This window comes from Paenibacillus sp. FSL E2-0151, from assembly GCF_037993015.1.
GTDB lineage: Bacteria > Bacillota > Bacilli > Paenibacillales > Paenibacillaceae > Paenibacillus > Paenibacillus amylolyticus.
In genome coordinates this window covers 6144947-6171855 of record NZ_CP150308.1, presented here as the reverse complement: position 1 = coordinate 6171855, position 26909 = coordinate 6144947, and the positions used below count along the sequence as shown (strand labels likewise).

Genomic DNA, 26909 nt, shown 5'->3' with positions numbered 1-26909 from the left:
TGCCAATAGATAAAGCTGAGGTGCTGTCTGATGTTATCAAAAGAACAGATACTTGAACTATTACAGCCATTACAAGAACCACAATTGGGAGTAAGTCTGACCGAACTGGAATGGTTTCGAGATATTATGGTGAAAGAAAATCATGTGGCTCTGACCATAGTGACACTCGAAAATCGACCTGAGGATACAACAGCTTTGAGTGATGCAGCGCGTAATCTGTTGTCCCAGCACGGACTGAAGGATGTACATATTCGTGTGCGTGCAGCTTCTGAGCATGATCGTGAGAGCCTGAATATGGGACAACCCGATAATGAGCCAGATCGGGACGAAGTGCTCGTAAAAGGTCACGCAGCGGGTCTGGATGGACATGAGCTGTTAAGTCCTGAATCAGGTGTTCGTTTTATTGCTGTGGCCAGTGGTAAAGGTGGCGTTGGTAAATCAACGGTAACCGTTAATCTGGCTGCAGCCTTGGCACGTCAAGGCAAGAAAGTGGGCTTAATTGATGCGGATATCTATGGCTTCAGTGTACCCGACATGATGGGGATTGAAGAATATCCGGTCGTTGAAGATGGCGTTATTCAACCGGTTGAACGTTTTGGCGTCAAAGTCATGTCGATGGGCTTCTTTATTCGGGAGAACAATCCGGTAATCTGGCGTGGACCCATGCTAGGTCGGATGTTGCGTCAATTCTTTACGGATGTCCAGTGGGGCGAATTGGATTATATATTACTGGATTTGCCACCAGGTACGGGAGATGTTGCTTTGGATGTGCATCAGATGTTGCCACAGAGCAAGGAAATCATCGTTACCACGCCGCATGCAACGGCAGCTTTTGTCGCAGCACGTGCGGGTGCAATGGCCATTCAGACCGATCATGAGTTACTTGGTGTGGTTGAGAATATGGCTTATTATGAGTGCGGCAGTTGCGGAGAGAAGGATTATGTCTTTGGTCGTGGAGGCGGGGGAAGACTTGCGGAAAGTCTGCATACAAGCTTGCTTGCCCAGATTCCATTAGGCACGCCGGATAATCATCCTTCCGAGCCTGATTTCTCACCTTCTGTTTACAAAGCAGATTCCCGTATAGGGGCTATCTACGATGAAGTTGCCAGGTCCATCGAATCCAAATTCTAATGGTATGAGTGTTATTAATACAAATAAAGCCTGCGTCCATTTGGATGCAGGCTTTTCAGTATCTGTGGTGCGTATTAACACCTACTGTTTATGATCCGCCGCCCGAATCTCCACTGCTTCCACCATCGCCGCCATCACCACCACCACCTTCGCCCTGACCCTCTTGCTGTCCGCCTTGCTCTTGCCCCTGTTGTCCGCCACTTTCTACTTTGGGTTGCAATTCCTCCTGTACTACCTTCTTGAGCAAAGTGAGTACTTCCATGCGGAACAACGGGTTTTGCATCACTTCCTGCATGACAGTCATCGTCTGTTTACGATAATCCGGAGTCTTCGTCATATCCATGAACATCTTGGATACCTCAGGTGACTTCATGATGTCTTCAACAGACTTTTGATATGTGGGATCTTTAATCAATTGCATATGAAGTTGTTTACTTTGTGCGTTGATCACTTTGGCAAATTCACCCGCAAACTGCGGATCGGTCATGATCTTTTCGAATTCCTTCTTATATTCGGGAGCTGTGATGGTATCTTTTACTGCAATACGTATTTGTTCCGAAGATTGCACAGGCATTAACATTTTCATACCAATGGATCCTGAAGCACCACCCGAACCGCCACCTTCTTCAGAACCGCTGCTTCCGCTGGATGAGCTTTGACCTGTAAGAGCTTCCTCCACCGCTTTCTTGCCTTCATCACTTTTCAAAATATCTACAACCATTGTTTTCATCTCTTTATAACTGCCCTGAGGAGGCGAAGAACTCTGATCTGAACCGCAGCCGGCAAGCATGACGGATAGCCCCAGTACGACACAGCATAGCTGCCACAAAGGCCGTTTCATGTGTACAATCCCTCCTTGATTAGATACTGGATGTAGTATGTGATGGGAAAGGGGGAAATATGTTGAGCAATGATGGTTTTTTGCTGAGAAGGTTGGTAAAATAAACACTCGGGGGTGGAAAACTTTTGAATTTACGTAGATGGTTTTTCCTGTTTTGGACAGCCTTGCTTATTGGGGCCGCGGGAGCATTGGGTACAGGATTGATTATGATGCTGGTGAACGGGGAGAAAACAAATGGATTGAATGATTTTCTTCTGTATCTTTTGATCTTATTTGGATCAGGGGTTATGATCAGCGTGTATTCACAAATGGGTTTCTTTGCATATCTGATATTGAATTATATGGGTAAAGGTGTATTTCCAAAGCGCGGTTGGCAGATCGTGCAGATTGTACTAACGGTGTTAGCCCTGCTTGACGTGATGTTTTTACGCCTGTTTGTTGGGGGAGACCGGGAACGCATATCGGATATTGTGTTAGGTATCATTATTTTGGCAGCTGCAATTGTTACCGCTTACGTTAAAGTAAAGCTGACTCATATCTCTGCGCTCGTACCTACACTCTTTTTCATGATTGCCGTCACCATAGTGGAGACGATCGGCGTATTACGTATTGATGTGAATGCTGCAACCATATTTATTGTGGTTCCCTTGCTCCTATGTAATGCATACCAAATGCTGATATTGCACAGGCTGGTGGATGTATCGACGAACCGGAGTTTAAGTGGAAAGGCAGAACAGTTGAAAGAAAGCCAAGCATAGAATTCATTTTGTATAAAAAACATACCAAAAAGAGCTAACCTGGTTAGCTCTTTTCAACTTTTACGCACCTATTTGAGCTATGGCTCAAATGATCTAGTAATCATTGACCGCTGGCTTGGTCACGAACTTCTTTGCCCTCGACACTAGAATGGTTGAGCAACTCAGACACGGTAACAAATTCATAGCCCTGATTTTTCAACTTGTCGATAATGACAGGCAGTGCTTCATGCGTTTGTTTGGAGGAATCGCTTGCATGCAGCAGTACGATGTCCCCTGGATGTGCCTTGCTTACTACGCGATCAACAATGGTCTGTACACCAGGGTTTTTCCAATCCAAGGAGTCTGTATCCCACTGCACAACCTGATAATTCAGACTATTGGCTACCTGAAGCACTCGCTTGTCAAAGTCCCCGTTGGGCAGACGTAGTAATTTCGGTTCTTTTCCCGTTAAATCGGTTAAAATGCTATGAGCTGTCGAAATTTCTTTGCGAATTTCTTCTTCAGTCAGGCTGCTGTAGTTCTCATGTCTGTGACCATGGCTGCCAATTTCATATCCTGCCTCTTTGATGGCAGTAACAATTTCGGGGTGTGTCTTGCTCCAGGGGGAGGAAAGGAAAAAGGTTGCCTTCTGCACTTTATTCTCCTGAAGAACTTTCAGAATTGGCTCCGTCCGTTTATCCCCCCAGCTAATGTCAAAGGTGAGTGCGATTACCTTCTTCTCGGTTGGAACGCTGTAGACGGCGGATGGTGCTTCCTCCGAGAATACGGAGACATTGCCTCTCTCCAGATAGATAATACCGATCGCAAAGATGGCAGCAACGAGGACAATCAGGTACCGTTTAATCTTTTTGCCGCTAAATACATAGAACGAGTTCATTTCAATAAGCGCCCCTCTCCCATAAGAAATGCTTGTTTACTCTCCAATGTATGCTCGTACTGCCCAGTTATTCGTCACTGATCCTTGTTTGTCCATCATTTTAGATTCTACAGGAGGTTATTATGTTAAAATTCAGTACATTTCTTAAAGATCTTGGTTCCATCCGTAGTGCATTAATCTGGTCCGTAGTTTTGTTTGCTGTTGGTATAGGGGCAGGATGGGTGAGTACAGGGCCACTGGAAGAACTGTTGTTGAACCAAATCGGAGGATTACGTGAAGTCAGTGAACGGCTGGAGCAGGGGGGCAATGTGCAATGGAACTTCTTCCTGTTTATCTTTTTCAATAATGCTATCAAAAGTGTACTTGTTATCTATGCCGGTATATTCTTTGGAATTCTGCCTGTCATCTTCCTGCTGATCAATGGGATGGTCCTTGGATTTGTGGTGCACACCACGATGAATTATGGAGCAAGCTTCTATGACATTGTGGTTAAAGGTTTACTTCCGCATGGTATTATTGAGATTCCGGTCATTATCATTGCTTGCGCCTTCGGACTGAAGTTTGGTGGTCTGGTTATTAAAAGCCTTGCACAACTTGGAAGTGACAAGCGAAATACGATGGGTACCCGGTGGAGAGCATTCATGAATAGGACGTTAACGGCATCCTTCTGGGTTGTCATCTTGCTTCTTGTTGCAGCAATCATCGAAAGCACACTTACGTATACTCTGGTGAGAGGATAAAATTTTGTGATGGTTAGCATTCATAAATTTTCAGAAAGTTGACCATAACAATAAAACGGGTTTCAGCAGCACCCACAAAAGCGAGAATGCACGGGGTGTTGCATGAAACTTGTGTAAGTGTGATAAAGAGGCTATGCACAAAAAGGAGAACTCTAATGCTGGGTATGTTGTTTAACGAGAAGGAATGCAAGGAACTAGACTATGTGCTGCGTAAAGAATTAGATGAGATGCTTTTCGATCTAAGTGATAATCGTCTTGACCAAGAGATCAAATATGCTATCGCGAGCCGATATAAGACTGTGTTCCGCATGTATGCACGCTTTGCCCCGCCAAAAGAGTTGTCCAAGTACGCCAGAGGTGGGAAGCTGAAAAAGTCGAAGCCATAATGCTGAAGCTGGTCATATATTCGATTTACAGTAGTGGAAGGGAGGTGCGGCTCTTCATAGCGGGTGCTGTACCTCTGAACTATGAGAATGTGAAATTGCTGAGGGGTTCATACTTTTTGTCGAAAAAGGGTTGACCTTTCTAATTTCATATGGTAAATTAATTTTCGTTCCTTTTTTAGAAGCGGTTCACGGAAACAAGCATGAAAATAAAGCGATTGAAAATAATCGAAAAAATAATGCTTGCAAAGAGAACTTCAACATGATATATTATAAAAGTCGCCGCTGAAACGACGACAACATGAAAAACAGCACTAAATTGAATGTTTGATCTTTGAAAACTGAACAACGAGTGAGTAAACATTCTGCTTGCAGAATGAACGCGAAAGTTTGAGACAAGCCTTGGCTTGGGTCGACTGGAGCACAAATGAGATTTTTAATCTCGTCAGATTCAAAATGAGCTTATCGCTCTTTTCAATACTTTATTGGAGAGTTTGATCCTGGCTCAGGACGAACGCTGGCGGCATGCCTAATACATGCAAGTCGAGCGGAGTTGATAGGAAGCTTGCTTCCTTGATACTTAGCGGCGGACGGGTGAGTAACACGTAGGCAACCTGCCCTCAAGTTTGGGACAACTACCGGAAACGGTAGCTAATACCGAATAATTGTTTTCTTCGCCTGAAGAGAACTGGAAAGACGGAGCAATCTGTCACTTGGGGATGGGCCTGCGGCGCATTAGCTAGTTGGTGAGGTAACGGCTCACCAAGGCGACGATGCGTAGCCGACCTGAGAGGGTGATCGGCCACACTGGGACTGAGACACGGCCCAGACTCCTACGGGAGGCAGCAGTAGGGAATCTTCCGCAATGGGCGAAAGCCTGACGGAGCAATGCCGCGTGAGTGATGAAGGTTTTCGGATCGTAAAGCTCTGTTGCCAGGGAAGAACGCTTGGGAGAGTAACTGCTCTCAAGGTGACGGTACCTGAGAAGAAAGCCCCGGCTAACTACGTGCCAGCAGCCGCGGTAATACGTAGGGGGCAAGCGTTGTCCGGAATTATTGGGCGTAAAGCGCGCGCAGGCGGTCATTTAAGTCTGGTGTTTAATCCCGGGGCTCAACCCCGGATCGCACTGGAAACTGGGTGACTTGAGTGCAGAAGAGGAGAGTGGAATTCCACGTGTAGCGGTGAAATGCGTAGATATGTGGAGGAACACCAGTGGCGAAGGCGACTCTCTGGGCTGTAACTGACGCTGAGGCGCGAAAGCGTGGGGAGCAAACAGGATTAGATACCCTGGTAGTCCACGCCGTAAACGATGAGTGCTAGGTGTTAGGGGTTTCGATACCCTTGGTGCCGAAGTTAACACATTAAGCACTCCGCCTGGGGAGTACGGTCGCAAGACTGAAACTCAAAGGAATTGACGGGGACCCGCACAAGCAGTGGAGTATGTGGTTTAATTCGAAGCAACGCGAAGAACCTTACCAGGTCTTGACATCCCTCTGATCGATGCAGAGATGTATCTTTCCTTCGGGACAGAGGAGACAGGTGGTGCATGGTTGTCGTCAGCTCGTGTCGTGAGATGTTGGGTTAAGTCCCGCAACGAGCGCAACCCTTATATTTAGTTGCCAGCATTTCGGATGGGCACTCTAGATAGACTGCCGGTGACAAACCGGAGGAAGGTGGGGATGACGTCAAATCATCATGCCCCTTATGACCTGGGCTACACACGTACTACAATGGCCGGTACAACGGGCTGCGAAATCGCGAGATGGAGCCAATCCCAACAAAGCCGGTCTCAGTTCGGATTGCAGGCTGCAACTCGCCTGCATGAAGTCGGAATTGCTAGTAATCGCGGATCAGCATGCCGCGGTGAATACGTTCCCGGGTCTTGTACACACCGCCCGTCACACCACGAGAGTTTATAACACCCGAAGTCGGTGGGGTAACCGCAAGGAGCCAGCCGCCGAAGGTGGGATAGATGATTGGGGTGAAGTCGTAACAAGGTAGCCGTATCGGAAGGTGCGGCTGGATCACCTCCTTTCTATGGAGAATCGTTTCCTGCAACGGAAACATTCAAATATGCAGGTTCTTAGAACCTGCAACAGCTCTTCATTTCGGTCCGTCACTTCGGTGTGGATGAAATGAAGAGCACAAGCAACTCACTCGTTGCTCAGTTTTGAGAGCTCAAACTCTCAAACGTTTGGTGGCGATAGCGAAGGGGTTCCACACGTTCCCATCCCGAACACGACCGTTAAGCCCTTCAGCGTCAATGGTACTTGGACCGCAGGGTCCTGGGAGAGTAGAACGCCGCCAAGCGTAACCCATTTTGGGTTCAAAAAGTATATATAATGTGGGCCCTTAGCTCAGTTGGTTAGAGCGCACCTCTGATAAGGGTGAGGCCGGTGGTTCGAGTCCACCAGGGCCCACCATCTATACCTTTAAACTTTATATGGGGCCATAGCTCAGCTGGGAGAGCGCCTGCCTTGCAAGCAGGAGGTCAGCGGTTCGATCCCGCTTGGCTCCACCAAAAATATTTTACAAGTTTGTTCTTTGAAAACTAGATATCGAAACGAAACAAACGCGAATTAGAACATTCCTTTAAGCTGAACTTGTGCAAACAAGTCAAGTGTATAAAGGTAGTTAAATTGCTTTTGTGAGGGTATCGGGTGAGAGCGACTTTTGGCTTTGCGCAAGCAAAACAAGGGAAGCGAGCGACCGAAACCGGAACAAAATGGTTAAGCTACTAAGAGCACACGGAGGATGCCTAGGCGCTAGGAGCCGATGAAGGACGTGGCGAACAACGAAACTGCCTCGGGGAGCTGTAAGCAAGCTTTGATCCGGGGGTGTCCGAATGGGGAAACCCAGCTGGGGTAATTTCCAGTTACTCATAACTGAATACATAGGTTATGTAGAGGCATACCAGGGGAACTGAAACATCTAAGTACCCTGAGGAAGAGAAAACAATAGTGATTCCGTCAGTAGCGGCGAGCGAACGCGGAGAAGCCCAAACCAAAGAGCTTGCTCTTTGGGGTTGTGGGACGTCTCACATGGAGTTACAAAGGAACCGGTTAAGCGAAGAGGTCTGGAAAGGCCCGCCAAAGAAGGTAAAAGCCCTGTAGTTGAAAGTTGGTTCCCTCCGAGACGGATCCCGAGTAGTGCGGGGCACGTGAAACCCCGTATGAATCCGGCAGGACCATCTGCCAAGGCTAAATACTTCCTAGCGACCGATAGTGAAGCAGTACCGTGAGGGAAAGGTGAAAAGCACCCCGGAAGGGGAGTGAAATAGAACCTGAAACCGTGTGCTTACAAAAAGTCAGAGCCCGTTTTAGGGGTGATGGCGTGCCTTTTGTAGAATGAACCGGCGAGTTACGTTCCCGTGCAAGGTTAAGGTGAAGAGCCGGAGCCGCAGCGAAAGCGAGTCTGAATAGGGCGACTGAGTACGTGGACGTAGACCCGAAACCGGGTGATCTACCCCTGTCCAGGGTGAAGGTGCGGTAACACGCACTGGAGGCCCGAACCCACGCATGTTGAAAAATGCGGGGATGAGGTGGGGGTAGCGGAGAAATTCCAATCGAACTCGGAGATAGCTGGTTCTCCCCGAAATAGCTTTAGGGCTAGCCTCGGAAAACAGAGTCGTGGAGGTAGAGCACTGATTGGGTGCGGGGCCCGCAAGGGTTACCAAGCTCAGTCAAACTCCGAATGCCATAGACTTACTTCCGGGAGTCAGACAGTGAGTGCTAAGATCCATTGTCAAAAGGGAAACAGCCCAGACCATCAGCTAAGGTCCCCAAGTGTGTGTTAAGTGGGAAAGGATGTGGAGTTGCACAGACAACCAGGATGTTGGCTTAGAAGCAGCCATCATTGAAAGAGTGCGTAATAGCTCACTGGTCGAGTGACTCTGCGCCGAAAATGTAACGGGGCTAAACACACCACCGAAGCTATGGCTTGATGCTTTGCATCAGGGGTAGGGGAGCGTTGTATAAGGGTTGAAGGTGTACCGTAAGGAGCGCTGGACATTATACAAGTGAGAATGCCGGTATGAGTAACGAAAAGATCAGTGAGAATCTGATCCGCCGAAAGCCTAAGGGTTCCTGAGGAAGGCTCGTCCGCTCAGGGTAAGTCGGGACCTAAGGCGAGGCCGAAAGGCGTAGTCGAAGGACAACAGGTCGAAATTCCTGTACCACCGTAAGCCGTTATGAGCAATGGGGGGACGCAGTAGGGTAGTGACGCGGACTGATGGATGTCCGTCTAAGCAGTGAGGCTGATGTGTAGGCAAATCCGCACATTGTAAGGCTAAGCTGTGATGGGGAGCGAAAATTATAGTAGCGAAGGTCATGATCTCACACTGCCAAGAAAAGCCTCTAGCCAGGTGATGGTGCCCGTACCGCAAACCGACACAGGTAGGCGAGAAGAGTATTCTAAGGCGCGCGGAAGAACTCTCGTTAAGGAACTCGGCAAAATGACCCCGTAACTTCGGGAGAAGGGGTGCCCCGGTAGTGTGAATAGCACGAGGGGGCCGCAGTGAAAAGGCCCAAGCGACTGTTTAGCAAAAACACAGGTCTGTGCGAAGCCGTAAGGCGAAGTATACGGGCTGACGCCTGCCCGGTGCTGGAAGGTTAAGGGGAGTGGTTAGGAGCAATCCGAAGCTGTGAACCGAAGCCCCAGTAAACGGCGGCCGTAACTATAACGGTCCTAAGGTAGCGAAATTCCTTGTCAGGTAAATTCTGACCCGCACGAATGGCGTAACGACTTGGGCGCTGTCTCAACGAGAGATCCGGTGAAATTTTAATACCTGTGAAGATGCAGGTTACCCGCGACAAGACGGAAAGACCCCATGGAGCTTTACTGCAGCTTGATATTGAATTTGGGTACGATCTGTACAGGATAGGTGGGAGCCTTTGAAACGTGAGCGCCAGCTTGCGTGGAGGCAACGTTGGGATACCACCCTGATCGTATCTAGGTTCTAACCTGGTACCGTAATCCGGTGCGGGGACAGTGTCAGGTGGGCAGTTTGACTGGGGCGGTCGCCTCCTAAAGAGTAACGGAGGCGCCCAAAGGTTCCCTCAGAATGGTTGGAAATCATTCGAAGAGTGCAAAGGCATAAGGGAGCTTGACTGCGAGACCTACAAGTCGAGCAGGGACGAAAGTCGGGCTTAGTGATCCGGTGGTACCGCATGGAAGGGCCATCGCTCAACGGATAAAAGCTACCCTGGGGATAACAGGCTTATCTCCCCCAAGAGTCCACATCGACGGGGAGGTTTGGCACCTCGATGTCGGCTCATCGCATCCTGGGGCTGAAGTAGGTCCCAAGGGTTGGGCTGTTCGCCCATTAAAGCGGTACGCGAGCTGGGTTCAGAACGTCGTGAGACAGTTCGGTCCCTATCTGTCGTGGGCGTAGGAAATTTGAGAGGAGCTGTCCTTAGTACGAGAGGACCGGGATGGACGTACCGCTGGTGTACCAGTTGTTCCGCCAGGAGCACCGCTGGGTAGCTATGTACGGACGGGATAAACGCTGAAAGCATCTAAGCGTGAAGCCCCCCTCAAGATGAGATTTCCCAGTATGTAAGACCCCTTGAAGACGACGAGGTAGATAGGCTGGGGGTGGAAGTGCAGCAATGCATGGAGCTGACCAGTACTAATCGGTCGAGGGCTTATCCAATAGCAAGTTGTAATTCGCATGTTTCGTTTCGAATCTAGTTTTCAGAGAACGATCTCTGAAATGTAAGCTAAGCTATGCGTTTGGTGGCGATGGCGGAGGGGTTCCACACGTACCCATCCCGAACACGACCGTTAAGCCCTCTAGCGCCGATGGTACTTGGACCGCAGGGTCCTGGGAGAGTAGGACGCCGCCAAGCGAACTCTTTCATCATACATAGAAAACAGGCTCTGCATGTGGACGTTGTACGATGAATTGCATTTGCCCTGCAAATGCATATTATTCCCTGATAGCTCAGTTGGTAGAGCACTCGACTGTTAATCGAGTTGTCACAGGTTCGAGCCCTGTTCGGGGAGCCATTTGCTCTCATAGCTCAGTAGGTAGAGTGCATCCATGGTAAGGATGAGGTCACCGGTTCGATCCCGGTTGAGAGCTTTGGAAATGGGGCCCGTTGGTCAAGGGGTTAAGACACCTCCCTTTCACGGAGGTAACAGGGGTTCGAATCCCCTACGGGTCATATAGTTGGAGGCTTAGCTCAGCTGGGAGAGCATCTGCCTTACAAGCAGAGGGTCGGGGGTTCGATCCCCTCAGCCTCCACCATATTTTTATTGGGGATTAGCCAAGCGGTAAGGCAACGGACTTTGACTCCGTCATGCATAGGTTCAAATCCTATATCCCCAGCCATTTTAGTATGAGTCATTAGCTCAGTTGGTAGAGCACCTGACTTTTAATCAGGGTGTCGAAGGTTCGAGCCCTTCATGACTCACCATCATATGCGCGTGTGGCGGAATTGGCAGACGCACTAGACTTAGGATCTAGCGTCTTTGACGTGGGGGTTCAAGTCCCTCCACGCGCATCCTTTATTTGCGGAAGTGGCTCAGCGGTAGAGCATCGCCTTGCCAAGGCGAGGGTCGCGGGTTCGATTCCCGTCTTCCGCTCCAATATTTTTGCGCCCTTAGCTCAGCTGGATAGAGCGTTTGACTACGAATCAAAAGGCCGGGAGTTCGAATCTCTCAGGGCGCGCCATTATTTTTTTAGTATCGGGATGTAGCTCAGCTTGGTAGAGCACCTGGTTTGGGACCAGGGGGTCGCATGTTCAAATCGTGTCATCCCGATTTTTTTTTATGCGGGTGTAGTTCAATGGTAGAACTTTAGCCTTCCAAGCTAATAGCGTGGGTTCGATTCCCATCACCCGCTTACAGGACATAATGAAAGAGCCTTTGCAGATGCAGAGGCTCTTTTATTTTTATTAACGTAAGAGTTAGCAGTTATTTTATATAATATTTTATGTAAGGAACAGTACAGGTTTATTTAAAAAAAGAGCCAAGACCTCCCTATTTCAATAGTAAAGGGGTCTTGGCTCTTCTGTTTATCTCTGTGGACGAGCTGCTTCTAAGACGTAGCAGCTATTGTAACGTGACGTGAGCACAATTTAACGTTCGTTGTGATCCGTCACTCTTTTACGCATACCCGCTAATCCAAGCAGTCCAAGCAAACCAAGCCAGCCCCAATCCATGCCGTTGTCACGGTCGGTTGTTGTGGCGTTTGCCCGAACATTGTTGGTACGATAGTCACCATTGTTGCGGTAGTTTCCATCCATGTTCATATTCATGTTGGAATTAGTGTTTGTGCGGTCCATGTAGTTGGTGTCCTGATAAGACCGGACACGTGAGCCGGTTGTATCCATTCCTTTGGACATATGACCATCAGCAGCAACAGGGCCAGCCATCGCGGCCACCAGAAGCACGGAAGCAATAATTGTTGTACCTTTCTTCATCATGTGGATTCCTCCTTTTTAGTAAGAGCTACAGATTAATCTGCCCAAGAAGACAAGTACAATATGTAGAAATAGTCTGTTAAAATATACCTTTTAGTCCAATTGAATAACAACATACATAAAACTTGCCTAGTAAGCAGACTGTAGTGGGAAGAAAATTATAATTACATCTTTAATTTATTGCGTCACTGTGGTAAAGTATACAAAAGCTTGCTTTGCCGGTCATGTTTCTTTGTATATCATCTGTTCTCAAACAATGAAATTATGCGGTTTAACCTTAATATCAGGTACATGGGATCATATCTAAAAGAACTGTATATTTATGAGTTTTTAAGAATAGGTATGAGACTTTTGATTTATCTAAAGTACGTGAAAAAGGTATCATGCGACAGTATATGACCATTAATTGAAGCAGAACAAGAAAATGAATAAAAAAGCGTGTTTTTGTGCTGTAAATCGGGGATAATCCCCATTTTTTCTAGTAGAAAAATAAAGATTTTCGTACCATTTTATTGTATGATGTTATGAAGGTGTCAAATTTACGTGTACGAATGGAACGATCAGATGGGAGGATAAGCATGACTGAAACTATGGTAACCGCCAGCAAAAGCCAATCCAACAACCTGCTTCGGCGAGACGTGCGGTTCCTGGGCAATATACTCGGAGAAGTTCTTGTCCATCAAGGCGGCACGGAGCTTCTAGATATCGTTGAGAAGATTCGGGAAACGAGCAAATCGTTACGTGCAGAATTTCTGCCAGAACTCTATGCAGAGTTCAAAACGATGATCCAGGAATTAGACTCGGACAATCGTCACCAGGTTATTCGGGCTTTCGCTATTTATTTTCAATTAGTTAATATTGCTGAACAAAACCATCGGATCCGGCGTAAACGGGATTATGAACGTTCTGCTGGGGACGCTGTGCAGCCAGGATCGATTGAGAAAGCAGTACAGGATCTTAAGGAACGTGGACTGTCTCATACAGAGGTGGAAGAGATTCTCGACGATTTGTCGTTGGAACTCGTTATGACAGCTCACCCAACCGAAGCTATGCGCCGGGTTATTCTGGACATCCATAAACGGATATCCGAAGATGTCATGTCACTTGATAATCCTACGCTGACGTTGCGTGAACGTGAACAGTTGCGTGAGAAGCTGCTGAATGAGGTTATTACACTCTGGCAGACAGATGAACTTCGCGACCGCAAACCGACTGTGCTTGATGAAGTGCGGAACGGGATGTATTACTTTCATGAAACGTTGTTCCACGTACTTCCGGATGTATATCAGGAGCTGGAACGCTGCCTGAACAAATTTTATCCTGACCATGACTGGCATGTGCCGACGTATTTGCGGTTCGGTTCCTGGATCGGTGGAGACCGGGATGGAAATCCTTCGGTAACTTCAGATGTAACATGGCAGACACTGTTGATGCAACGCAAGCTTGCTTTGCGTGAATACCAACGGATTATGATTGAACTTATGGGCCATCTCAGCTTCAGCACAAACATCATTCATGTATCGGATGAGCTGGTGCAGTCGATTGAGCAGGATCGTAATTCTGTTACATTGAAAAAAGTGGATATCTGGCGGAATGAAAAAGAGCCATACCGCATCAAATTGGCTTATATGATTGCCAAGCTGAACAATGTACTGGATGAAAACAAATTAGGTCAGCCTGACCGTTATCATAGCGCACAGGATTTGATTGATGAACTGATGATTATTGATCGAAGTCTGCGCCATCATTTTGCCGATTACGTAGCAGATACGACCATTCGCAAAATGATTCGTCAAGTCGAGTTGTTTGGTTTCCATACCGCAGCATTGGATGTGCGTCAGCACAGTAAGGAACATGAAAATGCGATGTCGGAGATTTTGGCGAAAATGAACATTGTAGAAGATTATGCGCGTCTGACTGAAGACGGTAAAATCGATCTGCTTGCTCGTTTGCTGGATGATCCACGTCCGCTTACTTCTCCTTATCACCAATACACGGAGGGAACCAAAGAGTGTCTGGAAGTCTTCCGTACCATTAAGCGTGCCCAGAACGAATTTGGGAACGGCTGTATCACAAGTTACCTGATCAGTATGACGCAGGGCGCAAGTGATTTGCTGGAGGTTATGGTATTTGCCAAGGAAGTGGGCTTATTCACCAAAGGTCACAACGGTGACGTTGTATCTACACTTCAAGCGGTACCGCTGTTTGAAACGATTGATGATCTACATGCGGCTTCGGACATTATGCAGAAGCTGTTCAACCTTCCTGTATACCGCGCAAGCGTAAAAGGACGGAATGAACTGCATGAAATCATGCTTGGTTATTCAGATAGTAACAAGGATGGCGGCGTGGTTACAGCCAACTGGGAATTGCGTGTAGCAATGAATGCCATCACGGCTGTAGGTAATGAACACGGCGTTAAGCTGAAGTTCTTCCATGGACGTGGCGGGGCTCTTGGACGTGGCGGCATGCCACTCAACCGCAGTATTCTTGCTCAACCACCACATACGATTGGTGGGGGCATCAAGATTACGGAGCAGGGAGAGGTTATTTCTTCCCGTTATTCCCTTCAGGGGATTGCATACCGCAGTCTGGAGCAGGCAACTTCGGCTCTAATCACAGCAGCACTTAATGGGCTTGAGCCGCAAGAGTCAGCATCCGAACGTCATTGGGACAGCATCATCAAAGAGATTTCGGAAGTATCTCTGACGAAATATCAGGATCTGATTTTCCGTGATCCAGACTTCTTCACCTTCTTCAAAGAATCAACGCCGCTTCCGGAGGTTGGTGAGCTGAATATTGGTTCTCGTCCATCCAAGCGTAAAAATAGCGATAAGTTTGAAGATCTGAGAGCGATCCCTTGGGTATTCGCCTGGACTCAAAGTCGTTATCTGCTTCCGGCATGGTATGCGGCAGGAACAGGATTGCAAAGTTACTATCAGGATAAAGAGGAAAATCTGGTTGTCCTGAAAGAAATGTATGCAAGCTTCCCATTCTTCCGTACATTAATTGATACGGTACAGATGGCCGTAGCCAAGGCTGATCTGGTCATTGCCAAAGAATATTCAGCCATGACTTCGAACAAGGAAGCCCGTGATCGCATCTACGGTCAGATTGAAGCCGAATTCAAGCTCACAAAAGAGCTGATTCTGAAAATTACCGGAGAAGCTGAAATTCTGGATGATGTACCGGTTATTCAAGAATCCATCCGCCTTCGTAACCCTTATGTGGATCCGTTATCCTACATGCAGGTTCAACTTCTGAGCGAGCTCAGAGATATGCGTGAACGTGGTGAGGATGATACGGAACTGCTTAGAGAAGTGTTGCTGACAATCAATGGAATCGCTGCAGGACTTCGTAATACAGGTTGATTATCAATTTGTTGTGAATGATGATTATATGTAACAAAGTACCCATTACTTTGTTAACTAAAAAGCTCTATTCTCTGCTCTACGGAGTAAGAGATGAAACGGGACTCCTGCGGGAGTTCCCGTTTTTACTGTTTTTGGCGGATATTTGTCATACAGTCTTGATTTTTGACCAAAGTTGATTTACGATTTGATTGGTGAATTACAAGTGTGGACGGGTATCAGAAGACGGAAGACCCATCAGCATGTCTGGGGGAATAAGGGTGGACAATTTGGAGAATAGGCTTATTAAACTGGTGCTCAAGGGCGACCAGAGAGCCTTTGCAGAAATCGTTGAACTATATAAGGACAAGCTATTTCATTTGGCATACCGGATGCTGAACAATCGTCATGAAGCTGAAGACGTTGTGCAGGAGACGTTTTTGCGTGTGTTTCGTAATATGGAGAAGTACGATCCGAACCAGAAGTTCTCAACCTGGATCTACCGGATCGCAACGAATCTGTGTATTGACCGACTGCGCAGAAAGAAACCTTCATACTCATTGGATGCTGAACTGAATGATCAGGAAGGATCTGATGGTTATGCGATGCTCCCGAGTGATGATCGTACACCGGAGAGTGAAGCTCTCCTGTCAGAAACGCAGACACTCATTCGTGAGGCCATTGACAGTTTGCCAGCCAAGTATAAGTCCGTTATGATTCTGAGATATTTACAGGACTTGTCGCTACAGGAAATCAGTGATGTGACAGGTATGCCCGTAACAACGATCAAGACACGCGTTCATCGGGGCCGTGATTTTCTACGTAAAAAATTGGAGTATAAGTTATAAATGTTAAGCGCCTTTAAATATGGGCGAAATTATTTGAAACATATCCGAAACGGATGCGTATGTAATGTATGCAAGTCTTATGCGTGCTTTTTAATGGCACATGGACTAAGTGATTTAAGAAAGGATTGGCTCTCATATGGATTGCAACTCGGCCGTCTCTTTAATGCATGAATGTTTGGATGAGTCGTTGTCCCCGGCCCAGAAGGTTGAACTGAAAAGTCACCTTGTGATCTGTCCGGATTGTCGCATGCGCTTTAAAGAGTTGGAACAGACGGAAATGTTACTCTTTGCCATGAAACACTATTCACCGTCTGCCTCTGATGAGCTGACCAATCGAATTATGAATGCTCTGCCCCAGCCCAAGAGACAGCAAGCATGGCTCAAATGGGTCAAAGGACATCCCGCGCTGACGGCGGCAGCCTTCTTTTTGGTCGTGATGCTCTTTAGCGCCTTGAATTTCTGGAATCAGAATAACGAAATGGTTGTTAAGGGAAATAATCTGGACCAGATCGTGATTCAGGGTAACACGGTTATTGTTCCTGAAGGTAAGTCAATTGCTGGCGATCTTACGATAGAAAATGGAACCGCACAAGTATATGGTGATGTGAACGGCAATCTGACGGTTATCGACGGACAACTGTTTCAGGCTTCAACGGCGCATATTTCAGGTCAGGTGAAAAGTATTGATCAGGCGCTGGACTGGTTCTGGTACAAAATAACCAATATGGTAAATGAAGTGGCTTATCGCTAGAACAGGGTAAAATTCTTCAATGGTATATACCAAGCAGGGTACCTCCAGATTGCATGGGGTACTCTTTTTTTATACGCAAACTTTGTAATTCATGGTAAATGTGATGTTTATGTGCAGTTTGAGACTGCCGTAACTTGCAACCTGAACGTTAACGTTATAACCTAGATACTAAAGAGAACATACTACTACATATAGATAAGCATTTTGCACAAATCAAATAATGCAAAAATGCGGAGACAAAGGATTATATAAAATCCTAATGGGTTAATATGAGATCAGGGTTTACTCATCAATGGGGATAGCGGGGGCTGGCTTATGAATTATTTTGCTGACTTAACGTGGACAGAGTCCATTAAGGACGTTATCGATATATTGATCGTTACCTATATTATGTACAAACTGATTTTGCTTGTGCGGGGGACACGTGCGGTTCAGCTCCTAAAAGGGATTCTGTTCCTTGTGCTGATCTGGGCATTAAGTACGTGGCTAAACTTGTATACGCTCAAATGGTTAATGAACCAGATGTTTACGTTTGGTGTCGTTGCGGTCTTCATTATCTTTCAGCCGGAACTACGTCGTGGTCTGGAGCAATTGGGACGCGGTAAGCTGTTTGGACGTTCAGCGGCAGCGAGTGATGAAGAACTAACCGTGTTAATTGGTGAGATTATTAAGTCAGTTAATTATTTGTCACGGCGTAAAATTGGCGCTTTGGTCGTATTTGAACGTGAAACAGGTCTGAACGATTACACGGAATCGGGCATTAAGATGCACTCTCTGGTCAGCTCGGAGCTGATGATTAACATCTTTATTCCAAATACACCGCTCCATGATGGAGCCGTTATTATACAGGGAAAACAGATTTCGGCGGCAGCTTGTTATTTGCCATTATCAGAGAATCCTTTTATCAGTAAGGAATTGGGAACACGTCACCGTGCAGCGATCGGGATTACCGAAGTTGCAGATGCGATCTGTTTGGTTGTCTCCGAGGAGACTGGACAAGTGTCACTTGCAATGAATGGACAGGTCGTTCGTGATATTAAGGAAGAATCGCTGATTGCCAAACTGTATGAGGAATTGCGCCCAACATCCAATCTTAAAAAGAATGGCTGGACAACCTTCTGGAAACGGAAGGGAGGACGTAACAATGGATAAGTGGTTTAACAATAATAACTTTGCCAAAATACTTGCGCTTGCGGTGAGCCTGCTGCTCTGGTTCATGATTCATCTGGATGAAGTACCAACCACCCCTACGATTACAACAGGGACAACCAACAAGGTTGTGGAACGTACGGTGCCTGTTCAACCTTATGGATTAGATAGCAACAGCTATGTGCTTACTTCATTAAGTACGGATGAGGTCCGGCTGGAGATCAAAGGACAGCGCTCGATGCTAACATCGATTTTTACGAATGACGATTACAAGGTACTGGTTGATCTGAGTCAGGTGAAAGATGGGTCCAATACACTGCCACTTGTACCTGATTTGCCTTCCGGGGTAGAAGTGGTCAGCATGGAACCTTCAATGGTTACGGTGAACGTAGAAAAATTGGGCACCAAATCCTTCAATGTGAATATTGTACCCGAAGGGGAACCATCTGCCGGATACAGCGCTGGAACGCCCGTAACTGAACCTTCGACGCCGGTTAAGGTAACTCTGCCCGAAGGGCAACTCGAGGCTGTAGCGAAGGTCCAGGGCAGTGTGAGCGTGAAAGATGCCAAGGAAGATGTCATACAGAAAAAAGTGAAGCTTCAAGCATACGATGCTGAAGGCAAGGTCCTTGAAAATGCGATTATAACGCCTCAAACGGTTGAAGTCCGAGTTCCGGTCAATCAGCCCTATACATCTGTACCCTTAAGAATCAAATATTCGGGACAGCTTCCGGAAGGCCTGGTACTCTCCACGGTAGAGCCAAACGTGAAAGAAGTCTCGGTTTATGGATCAGAGGATGCGCTTGCAGGTATACAGTCCTACGACCAAGTAACCCTTGATCTTACACAGTTTGATCAGTCGGGTACATCGACAGTTAACGTGGACTTGACGCCGCCTTCCGGTTTTGAGAAAATCGAGCCTAGTTCGATTCAGATCAAGGTAACCATATCACCATTTGACGAGGCAGAGGAGACAACCAAAGTCTTTCCGAACGTCCCCATCACACTTACCGGTGCGGGGAATGGACTGGAAGGGACGCTGGTTACGCCTCGAAGCGGCGGTCTGAACCTCACACTTACAGGCTCAGCAAGTATGCTTGAGGGTCTGAGTAGTGATGATCTCACGTTAACCGGGGATCTTGCTGGACTTGCGGTCGGAACGCATGAGATCAAGCTTGAAGCCGACCTGCCCCGTTATGCCAAACTGGATGAATCATCCACTGCATTGAGTGCGACGGTCAAAATTAGCGAAAAGGCTGAAGATACCACGACCACTCCTGGCGAAGAACCGACGGACGAGGGAACGGTAGCACCTGACCCAACACCAGCAGAGGTTGAAAATGGGGAAACAGAGCCTGTTCCTGGTGAAGAAGAAACGGAATCGAATACGGATACTCAGGATCAGGGCCAACAGGGGAGCACAAGCAGTCGAGGTAATTTAAATAATAATAACAGCGGTACTGGCAGTAAAAGTGGCGCGAATCCGTAAACGTTCTAATTTTAAAATTCTCAAAAAAATAATAATAGTGCTCGTATATGATGCGAATAGAAGGAGTTAAATCATGGGGAAATATTTTGGTACAGACGGTGTAAGAGGGGTTGCCAATAAAGAGTTAACGGCAGAGCTGGCTTACAGCATTGGACGTTGTGGTGGTTACGTGCTTGCAGGTGGTGTGGAAAGACCAAAAGTGGTTATCGGCATGGATACTCGTATCTCGGGATTGATGTTGGAATCCGCACTGGTTGCAGGTCTGTTGTCCATTGGCGCTGATGTGATCCGTCTGGGCGTTGTATCCACTCCGGGAGTGGCGTATATTGCACGTTTGTTGAAAGCTGACGCGGGCGTGATGATCTCGGCTTCCCACAATCCGGTTGAGGATAACGGAATCAAGTTCTTTGGTGGAGATGGCTTCAAGCTGTCTGATGAAACAGAGAACCGGATTGAAGAACTGATGGATGCGGAGACAGATCAATTGCCACGGCCAGTTGGTGGCGGGCTGGGTACTGTAACGACAGATGAAGAATCCCGTTATCATTATCTTGATTTCCTGAAAACGACTGTAAATGAATCGTTCTCTGGACTTAAAATTGTTTTGGACTGTGCAAACGGAGCAGCTTATGAACTGGCACCAAAATTGTTCAGTGAACTAGGTGCAGAAGTCATTGCCATTGGCGCTGAGCCTAACGGCCTGAATATTAATGAGCAATGTGGATCAACTCATCCAGAGAACCTGAAACAAGAAGTGCTCAAACATAAAGCAGATCTGGGTCTTGCTTTTGACGGGGATGCAGATCGTCTGATTGCTATTGATGAGACAGGCGCTGAGGTGGATGGAGACTTCATTCTGTGTATCTGTGGTGATGCGATGAATCGTGCAGGCAAGTTGAAGGACAGTACTGTTGTATCGACCGTTATGAGTAACATCGGATTCTACAAAGCAACAGAGAAACTTGCACTGAAAACAGCTAAAACGGCAGTAGGTGATCGTTATGTGATGGAGGAAATGCGTCGCGGCGGTTACAACTTGGGTGGAGAACAATCTGGCCATGTTATTTTCCTGGATTACAATACAACTGGAGACGGTATGCTGACTGCGATTCAACTCGTGGATACGCTCAAGGCTTCCGGTAAAAAACTGAGTGAACTAAAAGCGCTAATGACCCAGTACCCACAAGTATTGGTGAATGTGCGTGTTGAAGATAAGAGCAAATACGAGGGTAATGCTGCAATCGAGCAAGCTATTGCTACAGTAGAACAACAACTCGGGGATAATGGACGTGTACTCGTTCGTGCTTCAGGTACTGAATCTCTGATCCGTGTTATGGCGGAAGGACCAGATAAAGACGAACTTGAACAATTTGTGTCTCAAATCGCAGATGTGGTGCAAAAAGAGCTGGTATAGGACTGGAAGATGTAAGAGATACCTTCTGCATAAGGTTTTCTTAAGTGAATTGTTGTGTAGAATGAGGCTTAATATAACATGATTTAGGACTTATGCATGGATATTCCTGCGTCCCGGCCTGATGAGACCATAGGTCTGTTTATCCGGTCGGGATTGTAGGTAAATATGCTAAAATTGTCACAGGTACTTTGCTCCATTGCAAAATGGACCTGACGTGCATATAATGAGTGGAGTCGTCATTCAGACACAGAAAGTGAGGAACGTAAGGTTACAGTTATACAAGCGCCAGAGCTTGGAGTTGCGCGGGATGATGTTGATCAGGATTTCTTCTAGGTTGAAGAACGCTGATTAAGATCAACGGCAATCAAGCTGACGAGGTGGAGGTGTTCGGATTGTTCGGCGGGGACCTCCCGGTGAAGCACCAGAGCCGTAAACCGGATTGCGGAAAATGGATAGGTGACTGTCCACACAACGCGCCGGTGCAGGTGCAAGAGTTAAACTAAAATTCAAATGAATGTGCGTGAAGAGCGTAAACAGTACGCGGACGGGAAAATGATGTACATTCATGATTGCATTCATTACAGCTTATGATGACAGCGGGGCGACACGAGGTCGCTCTGATCATTGATAATTGAATAAGTACCAAGTATTCATGAAACGCTAGGCAATCACTCATTTTTCCGATATGCCGCCTCTGCCTGTTTCTCTTCGTGACACAGTATTCATATACAAACGGAGGAAATAAATTATGTGCGGTATTGTTGGATATATTGGTAATAAGAACACTCAGTCGGTATTGGTTGAAGGATTGAAGAAACTCGAGTATCGTGGTTATGATTCTGCAGGTATCGCAGTATTCACACCGGAAGGTCTGCAAATCACGAAAGCTCTTGGGCGTCTTGCGAACCTTGAAGCCAAGCTGGATGGTGCACCACTGGTAGGTAATGCCGGAATCGGACACACACGTTGGGCAACTCATGGTAAACCATCGGATGAGAACTCTCATCCACACACAGATGGAAGCCAGAAGTTCTCTGTTGTGCATAACGGTATTATTGAGAACTACCTGGATCTGAAGGACGAATTGATGGCTCAAGGTCACACGTTCACTTCCGAGACAGATACTGAGGTTATCTCTCACTTGATCGCACGTGAATACAATGGTGATATCGTCAAAACAGTTCAAAAAGTGATCACGTTGTTGCGTGGCGCATTTGCACTGGGTGTATTGACAGAGCATGAGCCAGAGAAACTCGTAGCAGTGCGTCAAGCAAGCCCATTGATTATTGGTATTGGTGAAGGCGAGAACTTCATTGGTTCCGACATCCCGGCAATTCTGGAACATACACGTAACGTGTACATTCTGAATGATGGCGAAATGGCTGTATTGACACATGATGCTGTCGAATTGATGACGATTGAAGGCAACTTTATTTCTCGGGAAATGATTCGTGTCGATTGGGATGCTGTAACCGCAGAAAAAGGCGGATTTGAGCACTTCATGCTGAAAGAAATTCATGAGCAACCAAAAGCATATCGTGATACTATGCTGGGTCGCATCGATAATGAAGGCAAAAAAGTTCAACTTCCTGAGTTGAAAATGACTGAAGAACAAATTAAAAATATCCGTAACGTTCAAATCATTGCATGTGGTACAGCGTACCATGCAGGTCTGGTTGGACGTACAGTGATTGAGCAATTGGTACGTATTCCGGTTGAAACAGATGTGGCTTCCGAGTACCGTTACCGTTCCCCAATCGTGCACAAAGATACACTTGTAATTGTAGTGAGCCAATCCGGTGAAACTGCCGATACGCTTGCTGCATTGCGTGAAGCACAATCCAATGGTGCACATGTACTGGCAATCACAAACGTAGTGGGCAGCTCCATTGCACGTGATGCAGATGATGTTATCGCAACATTGGCAGGTCCTGAAATTGCAGTAGCTTCTACCAAAGCGTATACTTCGCAATTGATCGCGTTTAACTTGCTTGGTCTGTACCTTGCACAAGTTCGTGGTACTCAATCTGCAGAAGAGATTGAACACACGCTGGCAGCAATGCAAGCATTGCCTGAGCAAGTGGAATCCATGTTGGAGCAAGCGGAAGCAATCAAAGGATATGCAGAGCAAATCTCCAAACATGAACATCTCTTCTTCATTGGCCGTGGTCTTGACTATGCAGTAGCTCAAGAAGGATCTTTGAAGCTGAAAGAGATCTCTTATATTCACTCCGAGGCGTATGCTGCGGGTGAGTTGAAACATGGTACGCTTGCATTGATCGAAGACGGTATCCCTGTTATTGCCCTGGCAACGCAGGAGAACGTACTTGAGAAAACAGTGAGCAACATTAAGGAAGTAAAAGCACGTGGCGCAGATGTATTGGCAATTACGTATGAAGAGCACGTAGCACCATTGCTGAAATCCGTAGACCAAGCGTTTGCGATTCCTAAGACGCTGCCACTGCTTAGCCCTGCTTTGTCTGTAGTTGCGCTGCAATTGCTGGCATACTATGCTTCCCTGGCACTGGGTCATGATGTAGATAAACCACGTAACCTGGCGAAAAGTGTAACGGTTGAGTAAGGTAAGGAATTCAGTAAACTAATAAAGTATGGACAAAATAATGGTCCTGATGACTCTAAGTCATCAGGACTTTTTTGATGTTTCAGGAGGGTGGTTCTGAATATTAGAACCACCTTATTTGTGTTTTTGCATTGTAAATTGCGGTCAGTCATTGAACGAAAATCCACCAGATTATAGAGCACCTTAGGAAGAGTACTTTTTGTAATTCTCACATTGAAATATTCTTCGTGCACGAATGTAATCAATTTCTTAAAGAGAGTCCTTAACATTCGCAACTCGTAAGTGCAAATATATCCCCAAGAAGGATGCGGATCGGGCATAAAAGATCATTTGAATGGTAAAGGAAGATGACTGAACGTGACGGGTACATCTTTCAGCAACTCACAAAATGGTATGCCAAGAAGCAACAATGCGCTCGATGAAGAAGCTTATTACGCGAAGTAAAATTATTGACCGTTCAATTCGGACTCAGAACGCGATTGTAATCTGCATGTAAATGAGTGAAGGACATCGGAAAGCGTATAAGGGAAAACCTCACCTACGGTTTGATGAGGAGGAGCAGAATATATTTACCCTTTACTCTAACAGAGGCGTAGAGAAGAAGGCGTGATACAAAACGATGTCGGCTACCATCCGTGTGGACGCTGTGGCCAGTTTCCAGCCAGGCTTTCAGAAATTGGTCAGGTAATCATGTTAAGTTATTACAAAGTGCAAGGAATCGGAACACCGGCAAAGAATATTTAAAGGGAATATGTACCAAATTTACCTGTTAAATGACTGAATGTCAACACTCGTCGAATTCCTCGATTGATGTCAAATCATTCCCAACGTTTCTTCTACATTCGCTCTTTTTAACGAAAAATGTTAACACATAATGTTTTATGAACCAAATTTAACAATATAATGACTATATTTAACAAAAATTTCACTATACATTCTTGTAAATTTTGATATAATTCAACCTAGGTCTTATTCCCTATTATTCTAATAAATGGAATTGTAGGGTTTTTTATACCCATCCAAGCTGTGTGCGAGAGACCAGTATACTGGCTTACCAACAAGCCGGCATGTGGGGACCAACAATTGTGGAAAATGACAGCCTAGAATATGTTGCTCCATGACGTCAGAAGGTTTAGAAAGGAAGGTTCGGAAAGATAGAGCCAACCTTATCCCAATTCCGATGGAGGATGAAGCGAGTGAGCATTTTTGAAAAGCTGGAATCCAACGTAAGATCTTACTGCAGAAGCTTTCCGGTGGTATTCGACCGGGCCAAGGGAGACCTTTTATATTCTGAGGACGGAAGAGCATATATTGATTTCTTTGCAGGTGCCGGGGCACTCAATTACGGCCATAACAACGATTATATTAAAGACCGGGTTCTCGATTACTTGACCTCCGACCGGATTATGCACGGTCTGGATATGTATACAATGGCCAAGCGTGAATTCATCCAGAGCTTCTCCGAGCGGATCCTGGAGCCGAAGAAGCTGAATTACAAGCTTCAATTCTGCGGTCCAACAGGGACGAATGCGGTGGAAGCGGCCCTGAAGCTCGCACGCAAGGCGAAGAAGAGAAGTGGAATATTCGCATTCATGGGTGGCTTCCACGGCATGTCGCTCGGCAGTCTGTCGGCGACAAGCTCCAAGTCCATGAGAGAAGGGGCGGGGCTTCCTCTGGACGGAGTTACGTTCATGCCGCACCCGAGCGGGGCTTTCGCAGAAATGGATACGCTCGGTTATATCGAGAATATCCTGACTGATTCGCACTCCGGAATCGATAAGCCGGCCGCGATCCTGCTTGAAACGGTACAAGCCGAAGGCGGAATTCACGTTGTCGACGCACAGTGGCTACGTGAGCTGCAGCAGCTTTGCCGCAGGCACGATATTCTGCTCATTACAGACGAGATTCAAGTAGGATGCGGCCGGACAGGCGAATTCTTCTCCTTCGAACGTGCGGGGATCGAGCCGGATCTCATTACCCTGTCGAAGTCGATCAGCGGGTACGGCCTGCCAATGTCCCTCCTGCTGCTGAAGCCCGAACTGGATATCTGGACACCGGGCGAGCACAACGGCACCTTCCGCGGCAACCAGCTGGCTTTTGTGGCCGCGAAGGCTGCTCTCGAGTTCCGGGACAGAACCGAACTGGAAGCTCAGGTGAAGCAGAAGGAAGAGTATGTGCGCTCGTTCCTTGATCAAGAAATCAAGCCTCTGCATCCGTCCATCGCCATCCGCGGACTCGGCCTGATCTGGGGCATTGACGTCTCGGGGTTCATGGATGAAGCCGGGGCGAAGCGGGTGACGGATATCAGCTTCGAGAACGGGCTCATCATTGAAAGAGCCGGCAGAGGAGACTGTGTACTGAAGATCATGCCTCCGCTGACCGTCTCGATGGAGCATTTGGCCGCCGGCTGTGACATTATCAAGTCCAGTATGCAGCGGGTGATCTCTCAGGAGACCAAGGATTTGTTAGTAACGACCTAAGCTTGGCCAAGCCGATGGCCGCCCCCGGCAAGAGGCATGAAAGTCCCTTCCGGAGGGTGTGCGGACTTGATGTTAAGGTAGCGCTTTCACCTAAGTGGAAGGCTTTCTCCTTATGCTCCTGCGGTAACGTCAATCAGCATGGAATTCTCCGCAATCCAAGGGCAGTCCCGTTCGTGCCATACGGAGCATTCCTTGAGTCTCATGCAGTGCCCTCGTTAAATTTAATCGTCAAAAAAAGCTCACTACCCCGCAGCCGAATCTTTACTTATCCACACCAGGGCTGTGGGGGAATAATCAAATCGTACATAGAGTGTATCAATACCCCTTAAACATAGGCTTCGTCAAAGGCAGCTCGGGTGCCAAATCAGGAGGTACGGTCGACTTCCTGCTGGTCGGCCGGAACCCTGCGGCAAGCCTTACATCGACAGGAGAAACATTCCTTGTCGTCTATCCCCAAATCCAATTCCGAAACCCATGTTAAACCAAATCCCGTCTTCGGGTGGCTCGTCCGCAGCAATCTTATTGAAGCAGAGGAGTCCGAAGCAGCCGCATCCTTGCGTAGAACGATGTTTGTTGTCCTTTACGCATGGGAGCCGAGCTGTACAGCTGCTAGGCAGAGGATTGCCGCATGCGATCAACCGGACAATCGAAGCGGTGACATGGCGTAAGCCATTGACATTGTTGTCAGAT

General features: G+C 47.1%; 16 protein-coding genes, 13 tRNA genes and 4 rRNA genes. 30 read left to right on the top strand and 3 right to left on the bottom strand.

Annotated features, from left to right (window positions below; translation table 11 throughout):
• The first annotated feature begins 30 nt into the window (after positions 1-30).
• Positions 31-1131: an Mrp/NBP35 family ATP-binding protein gene (locus MHI55_RS27440; protein WP_074096559.1), complete on the top strand. Its 1101-nt coding sequence runs from the start codon at positions 31-33 to the stop codon at positions 1129-1131.
• Positions 1132-1219: 88 nt separating this feature from the next.
• Here MHI55_RS27440 and gerD read toward each other — a convergent pair whose 3' ends face one another.
• Complete coding sequence (gene gerD, locus MHI55_RS27435) at positions 1220-1972, bottom strand: spore germination lipoprotein GerD (RefSeq protein ID WP_340387705.1); 753 nt, start codon at positions 1970-1972, stop codon at positions 1220-1222.
• Between the two features lie 125 nt (positions 1973-2097).
• Between gerD and MHI55_RS27430 the strand changes: the two genes are divergently transcribed.
• On the top strand, positions 2098-2730 hold the full coding sequence (locus MHI55_RS27430) for a KinB-signaling pathway activation protein (protein ID WP_340387703.1): 633 nt from the start codon (positions 2098-2100) through the stop codon (positions 2728-2730).
• A gap of 100 nt (positions 2731-2830) precedes the next feature.
• Here MHI55_RS27430 and pdaB read toward each other — a convergent pair whose 3' ends face one another.
• Entirely contained in the window at positions 2831-3607 is a 777-nt protein-coding gene (gene pdaB / locus MHI55_RS27425; RefSeq protein ID WP_036607219.1) for a polysaccharide deacetylase family sporulation protein PdaB, read from the bottom strand.
• A 122-nt stretch (positions 3608-3729) separates the two neighbouring features.
• Here pdaB and MHI55_RS27420 point away from each other — a divergent pair, with 122 nt between their 5' ends.
• From MHI55_RS27420 to MHI55_RS27330, 19 genes are all read left to right on the top strand, one after another.
• The gene (locus tag MHI55_RS27420) at positions 3730-4347 is read left to right on the top strand and encodes a stage II sporulation protein M (protein WP_036607221.1); all 618 of its coding nucleotides are present in this window, start codon (positions 3730-3732) and stop codon (positions 4345-4347) included.
• 155 nt (positions 4348-4502) lie between these two features.
• A complete protein-coding gene (locus MHI55_RS27415; RefSeq protein ID WP_017692114.1) occupies positions 4503-4733 on the top strand; it encodes a hypothetical protein in 231 nt (76 codons plus the stop codon).
• Between the two features lie 479 nt (positions 4734-5212).
• A 16S ribosomal RNA gene (locus MHI55_RS27410) occupies positions 5213-6765 on the top strand.
• A 158-nt stretch (positions 6766-6923) separates the two neighbouring features.
• Positions 6924-7040, top strand: a 5S ribosomal RNA gene (rrf, locus tag MHI55_RS27405).
• A gap of 36 nt (positions 7041-7076) precedes the next feature.
• Positions 7077-7153: transfer RNA gene (locus MHI55_RS27400), tRNA-Ile, on the top strand.
• Between the two features lie 22 nt (positions 7154-7175).
• Positions 7176-7251, top strand: a tRNA-Ala gene (locus MHI55_RS27395).
• Positions 7252-7457: 206 nt separating this feature from the next.
• Positions 7458-10383, top strand: a 23S ribosomal RNA gene (locus MHI55_RS27390).
• A 79-nt stretch (positions 10384-10462) separates the two neighbouring features.
• Positions 10463-10579: ribosomal RNA gene (gene rrf, locus MHI55_RS27385) — 5S ribosomal RNA — on the top strand.
• Together the 16S, 23S and 5S rRNA genes with 13 tRNA genes alongside form the textbook arrangement of a ribosomal RNA operon.
• Positions 10580-10663: 84 nt before the next feature.
• A tRNA-Asn gene (locus tag MHI55_RS27380) sits at positions 10664-10739 on the top strand.
• Between the two features lie 3 nt (positions 10740-10742).
• Positions 10743-10815, top strand: a tRNA-Thr gene (locus MHI55_RS27375).
• A 10-nt stretch (positions 10816-10825) separates the two neighbouring features.
• Positions 10826-10897: transfer RNA gene (locus MHI55_RS27370), tRNA-Glu, on the top strand.
• Positions 10898-10904: 7 nt separating this feature from the next.
• Positions 10905-10980 (top strand) — tRNA-Val (locus MHI55_RS27365).
• A gap of 9 nt (positions 10981-10989) precedes the next feature.
• A tRNA-Gln gene (locus MHI55_RS27360) sits at positions 10990-11064 on the top strand.
• A gap of 9 nt (positions 11065-11073) precedes the next feature.
• Positions 11074-11149 (top strand) — tRNA-Lys (locus tag MHI55_RS27355).
• Between the two features lie 6 nt (positions 11150-11155).
• Positions 11156-11236, top strand: a tRNA-Leu gene (locus MHI55_RS27350).
• Between the two features lie 10 nt (positions 11237-11246).
• Positions 11247-11321: transfer RNA gene (locus MHI55_RS27345), tRNA-Gly, on the top strand.
• A gap of 8 nt (positions 11322-11329) precedes the next feature.
• A tRNA-Arg gene (locus tag MHI55_RS27340) sits at positions 11330-11406 on the top strand.
• Between the two features lie 15 nt (positions 11407-11421).
• Positions 11422-11495: transfer RNA gene (locus MHI55_RS27335), tRNA-Pro, on the top strand.
• Positions 11496-11506: 11 nt separating this feature from the next.
• Positions 11507-11577, top strand: a tRNA-Gly gene (locus tag MHI55_RS27330).
• Positions 11578-11812: 235 nt separating this feature from the next.
• Here MHI55_RS27330 and MHI55_RS27325 read toward each other — a convergent pair.
• Entirely contained in the window at positions 11813-12160 is a 348-nt protein-coding gene (locus MHI55_RS27325; protein WP_340387701.1) for a WGxxGxxG family protein, read from the bottom strand.
• 575 nt (positions 12161-12735) lie between these two features.
• Here MHI55_RS27325 and ppc point away from each other — a divergent pair.
• From ppc to MHI55_RS27280, 9 genes are all read left to right on the top strand, one after another.
• Positions 12736-15528 (top strand): phosphoenolpyruvate carboxylase, encoded by a 2793-nt coding sequence (gene ppc, locus MHI55_RS27320; RefSeq protein WP_036668150.1) that lies wholly within the window; start codon positions 12736-12738, stop codon positions 15526-15528.
• Positions 15529-15788: 260 nt separating this feature from the next.
• Complete coding sequence (gene sigW / locus MHI55_RS27315) at positions 15789-16355, top strand: RNA polymerase sigma factor SigW (RefSeq protein WP_036614044.1); 567 nt, start codon at positions 15789-15791, stop codon at positions 16353-16355.
• A 136-nt stretch (positions 16356-16491) separates the two neighbouring features.
• The gene (locus MHI55_RS27310) at positions 16492-17106 is read left to right on the top strand and encodes a zf-HC2 domain-containing protein (RefSeq protein WP_036614042.1); all 615 of its coding nucleotides are present in this window, start codon (positions 16492-16494) and stop codon (positions 17104-17106) included.
• Positions 17107-17421: 315 nt separating this feature from the next.
• Entirely contained in the window at positions 17422-18258 is an 837-nt protein-coding gene (gene cdaA / locus MHI55_RS27305; protein WP_017692119.1) for a diadenylate cyclase CdaA, read from the top strand.
• A complete protein-coding gene (locus tag MHI55_RS27300; RefSeq protein ID WP_340387699.1) occupies positions 18251-19744 on the top strand; it encodes a CdaR family protein in 1494 nt (497 codons plus the stop codon). Before cdaA ends, MHI55_RS27300 begins: the two co-directional genes overlap by 8 nt.
• A gap of 73 nt (positions 19745-19817) precedes the next feature.
• Positions 19818-21158, top strand: coding sequence for a phosphoglucosamine mutase (gene glmM / locus MHI55_RS27295; RefSeq protein WP_340387697.1), 1341 nt, complete (start codon positions 19818-19820; stop codon positions 21156-21158).
• Between the two features lie 748 nt (positions 21159-21906).
• A complete protein-coding gene (gene glmS, locus MHI55_RS27290) occupies positions 21907-23739 on the top strand; it encodes a glutamine--fructose-6-phosphate transaminase (isomerizing) (RefSeq protein ID WP_036668148.1) in 1833 nt (610 codons plus the stop codon).
• A gap of 1196 nt (positions 23740-24935) precedes the next feature.
• Entirely contained in the window at positions 24936-26219 is a 1284-nt protein-coding gene (ectB, locus tag MHI55_RS27285) for a diaminobutyrate--2-oxoglutarate transaminase (RefSeq protein WP_047841662.1), read from the top strand.
• Between the two features lie 440 nt (positions 26220-26659).
• The gene (locus MHI55_RS27280; RefSeq protein WP_340387695.1) at positions 26660-26887 is read left to right on the top strand and encodes a hypothetical protein; all 228 of its coding nucleotides are present in this window, start codon (positions 26660-26662) and stop codon (positions 26885-26887) included.
• The last annotated feature ends 22 nt before the right edge of the window (positions 26888-26909 follow it).

What these genes read in the sequence shown, in the direction of transcription:
- MHI55_RS27440 (WP_074096559.1), top strand. Translation starts at nt 31, where the DNA reads ATGTTATCAAAAGAACAGATACTTGAACTATTACAGCCATTACAAGAA.
- MHI55_RS27415 (WP_017692114.1), top strand. Translation starts at nt 4,503, where the DNA reads ATGCTGGGTATGTTGTTTAACGAGAAGGAATGCAAGGAACTAGACTAT.
- MHI55_RS27420 (WP_036607221.1), top strand. Translation starts at nt 3,730, where the DNA reads ATGTTAAAATTCAGTACATTTCTTAAAGATCTTGGTTCCATCCGTAGT.
- pdaB (WP_036607219.1), bottom strand. Translation starts at nt 3,607, where the DNA reads ATGAACTCGTTCTATGTATTTAGCGGCAAAAAGATTAAACGGTACCTG.
- ppc (WP_036668150.1), top strand. Translation starts at nt 12,736, where the DNA reads ATGACTGAAACTATGGTAACCGCCAGCAAAAGCCAATCCAACAACCTG.
- glmM (WP_340387697.1), top strand. Translation starts at nt 19,818, where the DNA reads ATGGGGAAATATTTTGGTACAGACGGTGTAAGAGGGGTTGCCAATAAA.
- MHI55_RS27325 (WP_340387701.1), bottom strand. Translation starts at nt 12,160, where the DNA reads ATGATGAAGAAAGGTACAACAATTATTGCTTCCGTGCTTCTGGTGGCC.
- cdaA (WP_017692119.1), top strand. Translation starts at nt 17,422, where the DNA reads ATGAATTATTTTGCTGACTTAACGTGGACAGAGTCCATTAAGGACGTT.
- MHI55_RS27300 (WP_340387699.1), top strand. Translation starts at nt 18,251, where the DNA reads ATGGATAAGTGGTTTAACAATAATAACTTTGCCAAAATACTTGCGCTT.
- glmS (WP_036668148.1), top strand. Translation starts at nt 21,907, where the DNA reads ATGTGCGGTATTGTTGGATATATTGGTAATAAGAACACTCAGTCGGTA.
- gerD (WP_340387705.1), bottom strand. Translation starts at nt 1,972, where the DNA reads ATGAAACGGCCTTTGTGGCAGCTATGCTGTGTCGTACTGGGGCTATCC.
- MHI55_RS27310 (WP_036614042.1), top strand. Translation starts at nt 16,492, where the DNA reads ATGGATTGCAACTCGGCCGTCTCTTTAATGCATGAATGTTTGGATGAG.